This window comes from Lolliginicoccus suaedae (assembly GCF_008312885.1).
In the GTDB taxonomy this organism is placed as follows: domain Bacteria; phylum Actinomycetota; class Actinomycetes; order Mycobacteriales; family Mycobacteriaceae; genus Lolliginicoccus; species Lolliginicoccus suaedae.
Genome location: NZ_VSSO01000001.1, coordinates 1,174,240 through 1,186,044, shown reverse-complemented (window position 1 = coordinate 1,186,044; position 11,805 = coordinate 1,174,240). Strand labels below are relative to the sequence as shown.

Below are 11,805 nucleotides of genomic sequence, written 5' to 3'. Positions count from 1 at the left end.
CGTTCTGGCATGATTGCAGGGTTGCCCGTCGCGGACCGCGGCGCGCGGCCATAACCCAGGGGTACGAACCAGACGAGCCTGCGTGCCACTCGGTTCCTCTACCCGTCACGCGAATACGCGAGGAATTACACACTATGAACACCCTGGACTCACTCGACGCCAAGTCGATGCGCGATGACATCCCAGACTTCCGCGCTGGCGACACGCTGGAAGTTCACGTCAAGGTCATCGAAGGATCCAAGGAACGCGTCCAGGTCTTCAAGGGCGTCGTGATCCGGATCTCCGGCGGCGGCATCCGCGAGACCTTCACCGTTCGCAAGGTCTCGTTCGGCGTTGGCGTGGAGCGCACCTTCCCGATGCACAGCCCCAACATCGCCAAGATCGACGTCGTCACCCGCGGTGCCGTGCGTCGCGCCAAGCTCTACTACCTGCGTGATCTCCGTGGCAAGGCTGCCAAGATCAAGGAGAAGCGCTGAGAGTCGTCCGCTCCGGGGGCGTGCGCATCGCTAGGCTGGTCGCGTGACCGACCCGCGCCCGCACACTCCCGGTAGTGACGCCTCCGCGTCCCGCAGCAGCGACAACGATGATCGGCAGGATCCCGTGAGCAAGAAGGAAGACCCCCCCAAGAAGGAAGGCTCCTTCTGGAGGGAGCTGCCGATCCTGCTGGTCATCGCTCTCGCGCTGAGCTTCGTCATCCAGACCTTCATCGCCCGCGTCTATGTGATCCCCTCGGAATCCATGGAGCCGACGCTGCATGGGTGCCCGGGCTGCACTGGCGATCGCATCCTTGTCGAGAAGATCACCTACCGGTTCGCTGATCCCCGTCCCGGCGACGTGCTGGTTTTCCGCGGCACCGGGCCGTGGGCCGAGGGCTTCGTCTCCACACGGTCGGACAACATCGTCGTGCGCGGTCTCCAGGAGGTCGGTTCCGCGATCGGCGTCGTCCCGCCCGATGAGAACGATCTGGTCAAGCGCGTGATAGCCACGGGCGGCCAGGCCGTGGCCTGCTGCGATGCCGAGGGTCGAGTCACCCTTGATGGCCAACCCATCGACGAGCCCTATATCGTATCGGACTTCCCGTTCGACCCGAGCGTGCTGGATTGCGAGACCTCGCCGGCCTCCCGCCGCTGCTTCCCCACCGTGACCGTTCCCGAGGGCCACCTGTGGATGATGGGCGACAATCGCAACAACTCCAAGGACTCGCGCTGGTACATCGGCAGCGAGACGGACGGCGCGATCCCCGAGGACACCGTCATCGGCAAGGCCCGCTGGATCATCCTCCCGCCCTCGCGGTGGGGCGGCATCAGCGATCCCGAGATCCAGCCAGCAGCCGTGGCATCGACACGGTGAACCAGGACGACTGATGGCTGCATGGCCACCTCGCGCCATCATCCGGCGCGATACCGGCACCCGTGCGCTCGAAGGTGCCTTGCGGCGTCGTCTCGGACCGGTCGCCGGAGTGGACGAAGCCGGGCGGGGAGCCTCGGCGGGCCCTCTCGTCGTCGCGGCCTGCATCCTGCCCGAACGGGCGCACACCAGGCTTCCCGGGCTCGATGATTCGAAGGTCCTCAGCGAAAAGACCCGCGAGCGGCTCTACCCGCGCATTCTCGACATCGCTCGCAGCACGCACATCGTCACCATCCCGCCGGGCGAGATCGATGAGCGCGGCGTGCACGTATGCAACATCGAGGGGATGCGGCGCGCTGCCATGGGCCTTGATCCACAACCAGGCTATGTGCTCACCGATGGCTTCCCGGTCCCCGGGATTCCCTGGCCATCCCTCGCGGTCATCAGTGGCGACGCCAGCGCGGCGTGCATCGCTGCGGCAAGCGTGCTCGCCAAGGTGACGCGTGACCGAATCATGGCCGAGATGGACGACAACTACCCGGGGTATGGGTTCGCGCGCCACAAGGGGTACTCCACCGCCAGACATATGCAGGAAATCGTCGCTCGCGGAGTCACGCCACTCCACAGGACGTCCTACGCCAACGTCGCCGAGGCTTCCCGTATGTTTAGGTCTCGCCACGCGCACGCTGCTGACGGCCACGCATGACAAGGCTTCCAGAGCACGAGCGATCGGGCAGCCGCGAACGACCCAATAGACGCAACAGAGAAGGAGGACCCACGTCATGAGCGCAGAGGATCTCGAGAAGTACGACACCGAGATGGAACTCACGCTGTACCGCGAGTATCGCGACGTGGTGGGCCAGTTCGCCTATGTGGTCGAGACCGAGCGACGCTTCTACCTCGCCAACGCCGTGGAACTGATCCCGCGCAACGCCGAGGGCGAGGTCTACTTCGAGGTGCGCATGACCGACGCCTGGGTGTGGGACATGTACCGCCCGGCGCGATTCGTCAGCCACGTCCGTGTCTTCACGTTCAAGGACGTCAACATCGAGGAGCTCGAGAAGCCCGAGATCAACCTGCCGCCCGGCGGCGGCCACTTCAGCTAGGGGGCAACGGATGCGAATCCACCGACGGATCCTCGGACTGATCGACCTCGACGTCGTGGCGGGGGAGAAGCACGGACTGAGCACCTTCAGCATCAACTGGGCCAGGCCGCGGGCTTCCCGGGATGGCGACGATCCGTCGCGCCCGGGCGACGGCAACGAGCCCCCGCCCATTGATAGCAGGCTTGGCTGACAAGAAAACCTGTCCGGGACTGACTTATCCACAGTTCCGGTGTATCCACAGCAATTTCGCCCCCAGGCGCGGATCCCTGCCTCATGCGGGCACAGTGACAGCGGCGCAACGCCACTGCCCCTGAACTCGCACAAGCAGGACGGACCCATGCCCCGCCAGACCAATCCCAGCCCGGTTCCCGCGGGCGCGAAGCCCGCTCCCGGCCCCAGGGCGCCCGGCCATACCCCGAAGATCCAACGATCCCCAGGCAATCCTGCCCGGGACCGACGTGTCGACGCACTTGCCCTTGGCAGTGCTGGCGAGGACCTTGCCGCGGAGTACCTCGCCGGTCTTGGCTACCGGGTGATCGCCCGGAACTGGCGCTGCACCCACGGTGAACTGGACCTCATCTGCCTCGATGCCGCCGGATCGCTCGTCATGGTCGAGGTGAAGACACGCACCAATGACCTCCACGGCCACCCCTGCGAGACAGTCACGCCACGCAAGGCACGGCGCATGCGCGAGGCAGCCCGGCACTGGATCGCCGCTCACGACTGGCGGCACGGAGCGATCCGCTTCGACATCGTCGGGATCATCACGCGCCCCGGAAACAAGTTGCTCCCAGACATCACGCACCTTAGGGACGTGTGCTGATGCCCATCGGGCGCGCCCACACAGTAGCGATGACCGGGCTCGATGGTCGGCTGGTGGAGATCGAGGCCGATATCGGCAGAGGACTGCCCGGCATGCACATCGTCGGTCTCCCCGACACCACCCTCAATGAGGCCAGGGACCGTGTCCGTGCCGCGCTCCGCAATTCGGGGCACAGCTGGCCCGTCGGGCGGACCACCCTCGCGCTCTCGCCCGCGGACTTGCCCAAGATCGGATCCCACTACGACCTGGGCCTGGCCTGCGCAATTCTTGCCTCCGCTTCGATCATCCCCGCGACCCCGGCATGGGGGCGGACCGCAGTCATCGGTGAGCTTGCCCTCGACGGTCGCATCCGGCCGGTGCGAGGCGTGCTGCCCGCAGTGAGCACCGCGCGCGCCAGCAAGTGCGAGACCGCCATCGTGCCCACCGGAAACCTCGACGAGGCCTCCCTCGTGCCGGGAATCACTGTGCTGGGCGCAAGCTCCCTCAACAGCGTCATCAGCTGGTGCAACGGCGACGACATGCTCGAGCGTCCCAGCGCGCCCAGGGCCCCAGCGCCGCCCCGGCATCCCGACCTTGCCGACGTGGCTGGGCAGGATGAGGCCCGGTTCGCCCTCGAGGTAGCTGCTGCCGGCGCCCATCCACTGCTGCTGCAAGGAGCACCAGGAACCGGCAAGACCATGCTTGCTCACCGATTGCCCGGAATCCTGCCGCCACTGCATCCCGACGAGGCGCTCGAGGTCACGGCGATCCATTCACTGCTCGGTGAGATTCCAGCCGGAGGCACCCTGGTGAGCAGCCCGCCATTCGTGGCGCCCCACCACTCAGCCACGATGGTCTCGCTCATCGGAGGCGGTTCCGGCATCGCCCGTCCCGGCGCGGTCAGCCGCGCTCACCGTGGAGTGCTCTTCCTGGATGAGTGCGCGGAGCTCTCGCCCCGGGTGCTCGACACTCTTCGCACGCCGCTCGAGGAAGGCGAAGTGCGGATCAGTCGCCGCGGCGGGGTCGCCCGCTACCCGGCACGATTCCTGCTCGTGCTCGCAGCGAACCCCTGCGCGTGCGCGCCCCGCCATGAGGCGGACTGCACCTGCACTCCCACAACGCTGCGCCGCTACCGGTCGCGCCTTTCCGGCCCGCTGCTCGATCGAATCGACCTCGGTGTCAGGATGTGGCCCGCCCCAGCGGGAGGCTCCCTAGCGGGACACCCCTTAACGGGCCACCACAGCCCCGGCCATGAAACACCCGAGACCTCCCATCAGGTGCGGCAGCGCGTGCAAGCGGCACGCGACGCCGCCCGGGAACGGTGGAAGCAACTGGGCTGCGCCACGAACAGCGAAGTGCCCGGTCCCGTGCTACGCGCGCAAGCAGCACCCGGCCCGCGCGCCCGCGAGACCCTCGATACGGCGATGCGCCAGGGCCTGCTCAGCGCACGCGGCGCGGATCGAGCGCTCCGCGTGGCCTGGACCATCGCAGACCTCGAGGGAGCCACGATGCCGTCGCGCGCCCACGTCGAGCAAGCGCTCGCCTACCGCCTCCAGCACCTCCGATAGCAGGAGCAGACATGCCATCCCCCAGCATCCCGCCCCGCCCTGCCACGACACCTAGCCCTGCCACGACACCCAGCCCTGCCACGACGACCCTCCCCGCTGCCACAACCACCCGCACCCCAGAGCGAGCCTGGGCCTACCTCTCGCGCGTCGCCGAAGGACCATGCTGGGCGCTGCACGAGCTGATCAACCTCGTGGGCCCGATCGACGCCGCCGAGGCCATCCGCGCGGGCAATCTGCCGCCGGCCCTCGACAAGCCGACCCAGGCCCGCCGCGGCACTGACAGCTCGGATGCCGACCTCGAGGCCCTCGCTCGCCACGGCGGAACGCTCCTCACCCCTGACAGTCCGCACTGGCCGGCTTGGCACACGCTGCAGATGCGCAGCGACCCGGCCCGTCGAGACGCAGGAGCCGCGCCACCCATCGCACTGTGGATCCGCGGACGCGATGATCTTGGCACGCTCCTCTCCCGCGGCATCGCCATCGTCGGCACCCGCGCCCCTACCTCGTACGGCGAGCACTGCACCCGCGATATCGCGCACGAGCTCGCCACCAATGGCGCGACGATCGTCTCCGGCGCTGCCTACGGAATCGACGGCTGCGCTCACCGGGCCGCCCTCGCCGCTCACCAGCCGACGGTGGCGATCCTCGCGTGCGGCATCGACCAGGACTATCCCGCCGGTCACGCGCGACTCCTCCAGGACATCGCGCGAAACGGCACCGTGATCAGCGAATACCCGACCGGTACGCGGCCAGCGCGATTCCGCTTCCTCGCCCGCAACCGGCTCATCGCGGCGTTCGCCGAGCACGTGATCATCACCGAGGCCGGGGCGCGCAGCGGCGCGCGCAATACCGCGCGGTGGGCACGCCTGTACAACACGCCCGTGCATGCCATGCCTGGTCCCGTCAGCTCGGCCGCCTCCGTGGGATGCCACGAGATGATCCGGAACGGTGAAGCCACTCTCCTCGCGCGAGCTCGCGACATCGCAGGTGATGCCATGCTGCCGATGGACTGCGGAGCGCAGCCCGCCCCGGCCAGCCACACCAGGCCGACCGACCATCTCACGCCCGAGCAACTGCGCGTGTTCGACATGTTGCCCAGAAGAGGCTGCGCTAGCGCCACCCGGATCAGTGCCGACACTGGTCTCGATGCGAGAACTACCCGTGCAGCGCTGGCCGTGCTCGAGATGCACGGTCACGCACGATGCATGGACGGTGAATGGCAGCGAGCTAGCCAGCGGGCGGGCACAAGCCCGATTGCCCAGCGACGCGCCTCGCGCCCCTTGCCGTGAGGAACACGCGACTGCGGAGCGATTCGTTGCCAAGGCACGTGGCAGCAGGCAGGCTAGCGGCATGCCAGGAGAGCGCGCGAATGCCCCCGACGAAGCCAGTTTCGCGCCCAGCCCGCCGGGCCCGGCGCCGCAGCATCCGGAGCCGCTGGGGTTTGCAGTGGTGCTGGATCAGTTCGCGGAGCATCTCGTACTCGAGCGGGACCGGTCCGACCACACTGTCCGCGCCTACCTCGCCGACGTTCGCGCGCTCCTCGATCACGCAGCAGCAGATGGCTGTACCAGGCTGCGCGACATCAGCCTCACCACGGTCCGGGCGTGGCAGTCCGAGCAGGCGGCTGACGGTCTTGCTCGATCGACCCTTGCCCGGCGCGCGTCATCGGTCAAGGCATTCACCGCCTGGGCGGTCAAGCATGGACACCTGGATTCCGACCCGGCTGCTCGCCTGCAATCGCCCCGGCGCCACCGGACGCTCCCGCACATCCTGCGGCAGGACCAGGCGGCCGCCGCGCTTGATGGGCTCGACGCGAGCCGCTCGAGCAACGAGCGCGCTGCGGAGCCTCTCCCGGAAGCCGCCAGCTCGCCGGATCATTCTCCGCACGGTGGAGCGGACGAGGCCAACCATCGACCGCGGTCCCCGCGAGAGGAGGCGATGCGCCGCCGGGACCGCCTCATCGTCGAGATCCTCTACTCGACCGGAATCCGGGTCAGCGAGCTATGCGGCCTCGACCTCCACGACGTCGACCAGCGCAGCCGGATCGTGCGCGTGCTGGGCAAGGGACGCAAGGAGAGAATGGTGCCGTACGGGGCGCCGGCCCAAAGCGCCCTCGACGACTGGTTGCGTCTCGGCCGACCACTACTCGCGGTTCCCCGCTCGGGAAGCGCGTTGCTGCTGGGCGCGCGCGGAGGTCGCCTCAACCCTCGGCAGGCCCGCGAGATCGTGCACACGGTTCTCGCCGAAGCTGGCATGCCCAGCCTAGGGCCCCACGGTCTCCGGCACTCGGCTGCTACCCATCTTCTCGAGGGCGGCGCTGATCTCCGAGTCGTCCAGGAGCTTCTCGGCCACGCCAGCCTCTCGACCACGCAGCTCTACACCCAGGTATCTGTGCGTCGCCTGCGGACTGTCCACGACCAGGCCCACCCGAGGGCTTGAGTCCAAGCAGCTGCCCCCAAGAACCCGGTCTCACCCTGATCCCGTGACAGGTTTCAGCCCGACGGTGACATGCCCGACCAGGAGCAAGGGATCGAGATAGGCCAGTCGGTCCTCGGCGCGGCGGGCTCCCCAGTGCAAGCATGCAGCGGCCTCGCATCCTGCATGCCCTGGCTCCACGGTTCCGATGACGGTCCCGCTCGCGATCTCGTCGCCCATGCTGACTGTCGTGGCGACTGGCTGGTAGGTCGTGAGGATGCCGCCCTCATGCCGGATCGACACGACTCCCGCTCCGGCGACCGAGCCAGCGAACCACACGATCCCGTGCGCCGGAGCGGTGATGCGCGCACCGGGCGTGGCAGCGAGATCGACTCCGCGATGGCCGGGGCCGTAGCGATGCGAGGGCGCGATGAATCGCTTCGCGATGCGGATCGGAGGACCGAGCGGCCAGGAGAACCCAGGATCCATGATCTCGTGCGCGGGGCCGAGGCTCCCCGCGATTGCCGGGGCGGGGGAGAGATGCTGCTCCGGCTGCCCGGTGGCGGCCGGGGACATTGCCGCGACTGGCAGGAATGCTGTCGCGATGACCAGTGCGATCCGCAACGCGGTGGCGCGGCGGATGCGAGCGGGAAGTCCTGACATGGAGTACAGGATGCCGCGCACTAGGTGGGAGCCTGGATCAGAAGGCGACATCTGTGGATGGTGCGGGGATGATCCACAGGAGGCTCGGAGGCAAGCGCCGCGATGCTATGAGTGGCGTGCAAGCCGAGCACCGCGTCGGTTGCGCGCGAGCGGCCACCTGGGAGTACACTGCATGGCGGCGCGCTTGCTGCGTGCCACAATTTCGCGTTCTCGAACGCACCCAGATCCGAGTGGTGGACTAGCAACGTCGAATCGTGGTTCACGGACCACAGCATGATGGTTGCTTGTTCCTGCCCGGCACTCCGGGAGCCCGGGCCTTCCGGTCCCGCGCATTGCGCGGGTGGAGGCTCGCGACGAGGACCAGGGCGGTCACCAACCCGGTGGCTGCACAAACCGGAACACGAGAAAAGGAGCGAGGACTACAGGCCACGTGCCTGGGTCCGTGAATCGCTATGGCTGTTGTAACCATGAAGCAGCTGCTTGACAGCGGCGTGCACTTCGGTCACCAGACCCGTCGGTGGAACCCCAAGATGAAGCGATTCATCTTCACCGACCGGAACGGCATCTACATCATCGACCTGCGTCAGACCCTGACGTACATCGACCAGGCGTACGAGTTCGTCAAGGAGACTGTCGCCCACGGTGGCACCATTCTCTTCGTCGGCACCAAGAAGCAGGCGCAGGAGTCCATCGCGTCCGAGGCCACGCGGGTCGGCATGCCCTATGTCAACCACCGCTGGCTCGGCGGCATGCTCACCAACTTCCAGACCGTCCACAAGCGCCTGCTGCGCCTCAAGGAACTTGAGAGCATGGAGCAGACCGGTGGCTTCGAAGGTCGCACCAAGAAGGAAATCCTCATGCTGACGCGTGAGAAGACCAAGCTGGAGCGCACCCTCGGCGGTATCCGTGACATGGCCAAGGTGCCGAGCGCGGTGTGGATCGTCGATACGAACAAGGAGCACATCGCCGTCGGCGAGGCGCGCAAGCTCAACATCCCCGTGGTGGCGATCCTCGACACCAACTGCGATCCCGACGTCGTTGACTACCCGATCCCGGGCAACGATGACGCGATCCGGTCGGCTGCTCTGCTCACCCGCGTTGTGGCTGCTGCGGCCGCTGACGGCCTCAAGTCCCGCGCCGGCGTGAACACTGGTGCGGACGAGAAGGCCGAGGGCGAGCCGCTCGCTGACTGGGAGAAGGAACTCCTCGAGTCCGCATCGCCCGCGACCGAGGAAGCTGACGCTCCCGAGGCAGAGGCTCCTGCGGCTGACGCTCCCGAGGCAGAGGCTCCTGCGGCTGACGCTCCGGCATCTGACGCTCCGGCAGCCGAGCCTGCTGCTGCAGAGGCGCCCGCGGAAGCGGCCGCTGACACGAAGTCCGACAACTGATGTGAAGCGCCAGTCGCGGCTACGATCGTGACTGGCGCTTTCGCTCGGCCCGTACAGCACCACCCGTTGCATCCCGCACACGCATTTGAGGAGGCTCGCCCCACCATGGCGAATTTCACTGCCGCTGACGTCAAGCGGCTTCGTGAGCTCACCGGCTCCGGCATGATGGATTGCAAGAACGCGCTCGCCGATACCGACGGCGACTTCGACAAGGCCGTGGAGATCCTCCGCATCAAGGGCGCCAAGGACGTCGGCAAGCGCGCCGAGCGCGCGACCGCCGAAGGCCTTGTCGCAGCGGCCGGCGGCGCCATGATCGAGCTCAACAGCGAGACCGATTTTGTTGCCAAGAACGCTGACTTCCAGGCCGTTGCTAACGAGATCGTCACGGCAGCCGCGGAGGCCAAGCCTGCCGATCTCGAGGCGCTCAAGGCGGTCGAGGTCAATGGCCGCAGCGTCGAGGCCGTCGTGCAGGAGCTGGCAGCCCGGATCGGCGAGAAGATCGAGCTTCGCCGGGTCGTCTCGTTCGACGGCCAGGTCCAGACCTACCTGCACAAGCGCAGTGGCGATCTGCCCCCCGGCGTCGGCGTGCTCGTCGAGTACACCGGCGAGGGCGAAGCTGCCGCCGAGGCAGCCCGTGAGGCCGCTATGCAGGTAGCGGCGCTCAAGGCGAAGTACGTCACGCGCGACGATGTCCCCGCGGAGATCGTCGAGAACGAGCGGCGCATCGCCGAGCAGACCGCGAAGGAGGAGGGCAAGCCCGAGCAGGCCCTCCCCAAGATCGTCGAAGGCCGCGTCAACGGCTTCTTCAAGGATGTCGTGCTCACCGAGCAGGCATACGTGAAGGACAGCAAGAAGTCGGTCAAGGCTCTCCTTGACGAGGCTGGCGCTACCATCACTCGTTTCGTGCGGTTCGAGGTCGGACAGTCCTGACCGGGGGTCCCGGAGGCACGAGCCACAGCGATGAGGCAAGATATGCGGGGTTGCCGCGTGGGTATTTCCACGTGGCAGCCCCGCATTCGCGTATGAGGCGACATTCACACAGGCACCAGTGACGAGGAGACTCATGGCCGACCAGACACCCGAAGAGCGCCGCCCCTACAAGCGAGTGCTCATCAAGCTTGGTGGAGAAATGTTCGGGGGCGGGCGCATCGGCGTGGATCCTGACGTCGTTCACATGGTTGCCGAGCAGGTCGCCGAGATCGTCAAGACCGGGGTGCAGGTGGCTCTGGTGATCGGCGGTGGCAACTTCTTCCGTGGCGCTGAGCTGCAGCAGCGTGGCCTTGATCGGGCCAGGGCCGACTACATGGGCATGCTGGGAACAGTCATGAACTGCCTCGCGCTCCAGGATTTCCTGCAGCAGCAGGGAGTCGACACCCGGGTGCAGACTGCCATCACGATGGGCCAGGTCGCCGAGCCGTACATCCCGTTGCGCGCGATCCGGCACCTCGAGAAGGGCCGCGTCGTGATCTTCGGCGCGGGCATGGGCATGCCGTACTTCTCCACCGACACCACCGCGGCGCAGCGTGCCCTCGAGATCGGGGCCGAGGTGGTCCTGATGGCCAAGGCTGTCGACGGCGTCTACACCGCTGACCCTAAGATCGACAGTACCGCGACGATGTTCGATGAGTTGACGCACCGCGAGGCGCTGGAGAAGGGACTGAAGGTCGCTGACGCGACCGCGTTCAGCCTCTGCATGGACAATGACATGCCGATCATCGTGTTCAACCTGCTGCGTCACGGCAACATCGCCCGTGCTGTGGCGGGCGAGCATGTAGGCACCCTGGTGCGGCCCTAGGCAACCAGGCCGGACCAGAGGCCGCACGAGAGGCTGGACCAGCCCAGGGACGCGAGCGCCCCCGCAGCCGCGCCAGCTCGTGAAGAGAGCGCGGTGAAGCAGCCGCGGTGCAATAGTTATCAACGAAGTGCTACGAGGAAGGTGTGCCGTGATCGACGAAGCAATGTTCGATGCCGAGGAAAAGATGGAGAAGGCGGTGACCGTCGCGAAGGACGAGCTCGGGTCCATCCGGACCGGTCGTGCCAACCCTTCGATGTTCGCCCGCGTGTCCATCGACTACTACGGCGCCCCCACGCCCATCACGCAGCTCGCGAGCATCGCGGTGCCAGAGGCTCGCATGGTGGTCATCAAGCCGTACGAGCAAGCGCAGCTGAACAACATCGAGACGGCGATCCGCAACTCCGATCTGGGCGTCAACCCCACCAACGATGGCAACATCATTCGCGTATCGATCCCGCAGCTCACCGAGGAGCGGCGCCGCGACCTGTCGAAGCAGGCCCGCTCGAAGGGCGAGGATTCCAAGGTCGCCATCCGCAACGTGCGCCGCAAGGCCATGGAGGAGCTTGGCCGCATCCAGAAGGATGGCGAGGCCGGCGAGGACGAGGTAGCGCGCGCGGAGAAGGAGATCGACAAGATCACCGCGAAGTACACGAACCAGATCGACGAATTGGTCAAACACAAGGAATCGGAACTTATGGAGGTCTAGCCTCAACCGTGAGTG

14 protein-coding genes are annotated in these 11,805 nt (G+C 67.0%); 13 read left to right on the top strand and 1 reads right to left on the bottom strand.

What is annotated here, in order from left to right; genetic code table 11:
• The first annotated feature begins 134 nt into the window (after positions 1 to 134).
• The 9 genes from rplS to FXO18_RS05435 all read left to right on the top strand — a co-directional run bounded on the left by rplS (position 135) and on the right by FXO18_RS05435 (position 7,262).
• Complete coding sequence (gene rplS, locus FXO18_RS05475; RefSeq protein WP_149359979.1) at positions 135 to 476, top strand: 50S ribosomal protein L19; 342 nt, start codon at positions 135 to 137, stop codon at positions 474 to 476.
• A 43-nt stretch (positions 477 to 519) separates the two neighbouring features.
• Entirely contained in the window at positions 520 to 1,350 is an 831-nt protein-coding gene (lepB, locus tag FXO18_RS05470) for a signal peptidase I (protein ID WP_149359978.1), read from the top strand.
• Positions 1,351 to 1,363: 13 nt separating this feature from the next.
• Complete coding sequence (locus FXO18_RS05465; protein WP_187774179.1) at positions 1,364 to 2,053, top strand: ribonuclease HII; 690 nt, start codon at positions 1,364 to 1,366, stop codon at positions 2,051 to 2,053.
• A gap of 76 nt (positions 2,054 to 2,129) precedes the next feature.
• Positions 2,130 to 2,453 carry a DUF2469 domain-containing protein gene (locus tag FXO18_RS05460; protein WP_149359976.1) on the top strand — a complete coding sequence of 108 codons (324 nt, stop codon included), beginning with the start codon at positions 2,130 to 2,132 and terminating at the stop codon, positions 2,451 to 2,453.
• Between the two features lie 10 nt (positions 2,454 to 2,463).
• Positions 2,464 to 2,643, top strand: a complete 180-nt coding sequence (locus FXO18_RS05455) for a hypothetical protein (protein ID WP_149359975.1) — start codon at positions 2,464 to 2,466, stop codon at positions 2,641 to 2,643.
• A gap of 147 nt (positions 2,644 to 2,790) precedes the next feature.
• On the top strand, positions 2,791 to 3,276 hold the full coding sequence (locus FXO18_RS05450; RefSeq protein ID WP_149359974.1) for a YraN family protein: 486 nt from the start codon (positions 2,791 to 2,793) through the stop codon (positions 3,274 to 3,276).
• Positions 3,276 to 4,823 (top strand): YifB family Mg chelatase-like AAA ATPase, encoded by a 1,548-nt coding sequence (locus FXO18_RS05445; RefSeq protein ID WP_149359973.1) that lies wholly within the window; start codon positions 3,276 to 3,278, stop codon positions 4,821 to 4,823. The genes FXO18_RS05450 and FXO18_RS05445 overlap by 1 nt, the downstream gene beginning before the upstream one ends.
• Before the next feature lie 11 nt (positions 4,824 to 4,834).
• Positions 4,835 to 6,112, top strand: coding sequence for a DNA-processing protein DprA (gene dprA, locus FXO18_RS05440; RefSeq protein WP_149359972.1), 1,278 nt, complete (start codon positions 4,835 to 4,837; stop codon positions 6,110 to 6,112).
• Positions 6,113 to 6,173: 61 nt separating this feature from the next.
• A complete protein-coding gene (locus tag FXO18_RS05435; protein WP_149359971.1) occupies positions 6,174 to 7,262 on the top strand; it encodes a tyrosine recombinase XerC in 1,089 nt (362 codons plus the stop codon).
• A gap of 30 nt (positions 7,263 to 7,292) precedes the next feature.
• On the opposite strand, the gene FXO18_RS05430 is transcribed toward FXO18_RS05435, so the two are convergent.
• Positions 7,293 to 7,901 carry a M23 family metallopeptidase gene (locus FXO18_RS05430; RefSeq protein ID WP_235900459.1) on the bottom strand — a complete coding sequence of 203 codons (609 nt, stop codon included), beginning with the start codon at positions 7,899 to 7,901 and terminating at the stop codon, positions 7,293 to 7,295.
• 452 nt (positions 7,902 to 8,353) lie between these two features.
• Between FXO18_RS05430 and rpsB the strand changes: the two genes are divergently transcribed.
• The 4 genes from rpsB to frr all read left to right on the top strand — a co-directional run bounded on the left by rpsB (position 8,354) and on the right by frr (position 11,790).
• Positions 8,354 to 9,289 (top strand): 30S ribosomal protein S2, encoded by a 936-nt coding sequence (gene rpsB, locus FXO18_RS05425; protein WP_149359970.1) that lies wholly within the window; start codon positions 8,354 to 8,356, stop codon positions 9,287 to 9,289.
• 105 nt (positions 9,290 to 9,394) lie between these two features.
• Positions 9,395 to 10,219, top strand: a complete 825-nt coding sequence (gene tsf, locus FXO18_RS05420; protein WP_149359969.1) for a translation elongation factor Ts — start codon at positions 9,395 to 9,397, stop codon at positions 10,217 to 10,219.
• 133 nt (positions 10,220 to 10,352) lie between these two features.
• Complete coding sequence (gene pyrH, locus FXO18_RS05415) at positions 10,353 to 11,084, top strand: UMP kinase (RefSeq protein ID WP_149359968.1); 732 nt, start codon at positions 10,353 to 10,355, stop codon at positions 11,082 to 11,084.
• A gap of 148 nt (positions 11,085 to 11,232) precedes the next feature.
• Positions 11,233 to 11,790, top strand: a complete 558-nt coding sequence (gene frr, locus FXO18_RS05410) for a ribosome recycling factor (protein WP_149359967.1) — start codon at positions 11,233 to 11,235, stop codon at positions 11,788 to 11,790.
• The last annotated feature ends 15 nt before the right edge of the window (positions 11,791 to 11,805 follow it).

Excerpts from the sequence above, each read along its gene's own strand:
- rplS (WP_149359979.1), top strand. The coding sequence starts at position 135 with ATGAACACCCTGGACTCACTCGACGCCAAGTCGATGCGCGATGACATC.
- FXO18_RS05465 (WP_187774179.1), top strand. The coding sequence starts at position 1,364 with ATGGCTGCATGGCCACCTCGCGCCATCATCCGGCGCGATACCGGCACC.
- FXO18_RS05460 (WP_149359976.1), top strand. The coding sequence starts at position 2,130 with ATGAGCGCAGAGGATCTCGAGAAGTACGACACCGAGATGGAACTCACG.
- FXO18_RS05455 (WP_149359975.1), top strand. The coding sequence starts at position 2,464 with ATGCGAATCCACCGACGGATCCTCGGACTGATCGACCTCGACGTCGTG.
- FXO18_RS05450 (WP_149359974.1), top strand. The coding sequence starts at position 2,791 with ATGCCCCGCCAGACCAATCCCAGCCCGGTTCCCGCGGGCGCGAAGCCC.
- FXO18_RS05445 (WP_149359973.1), top strand. The coding sequence starts at position 3,276 with ATGCCCATCGGGCGCGCCCACACAGTAGCGATGACCGGGCTCGATGGT.
- dprA (WP_149359972.1), top strand. The coding sequence starts at position 4,835 with ATGCCATCCCCCAGCATCCCGCCCCGCCCTGCCACGACACCTAGCCCT.
- FXO18_RS05435 (WP_149359971.1), top strand. The coding sequence starts at position 6,174 with ATGCCAGGAGAGCGCGCGAATGCCCCCGACGAAGCCAGTTTCGCGCCC.
- FXO18_RS05430 (WP_235900459.1), bottom strand. The coding sequence starts at position 7,901 with ATGTCAGGACTTCCCGCTCGCATCCGCCGCGCCACCGCGTTGCGGATC.
- rpsB (WP_149359970.1), top strand. The coding sequence starts at position 8,354 with ATGGCTGTTGTAACCATGAAGCAGCTGCTTGACAGCGGCGTGCACTTC.
- tsf (WP_149359969.1), top strand. The coding sequence starts at position 9,395 with ATGGCGAATTTCACTGCCGCTGACGTCAAGCGGCTTCGTGAGCTCACC.
- pyrH (WP_149359968.1), top strand. The coding sequence starts at position 10,353 with ATGGCCGACCAGACACCCGAAGAGCGCCGCCCCTACAAGCGAGTGCTC.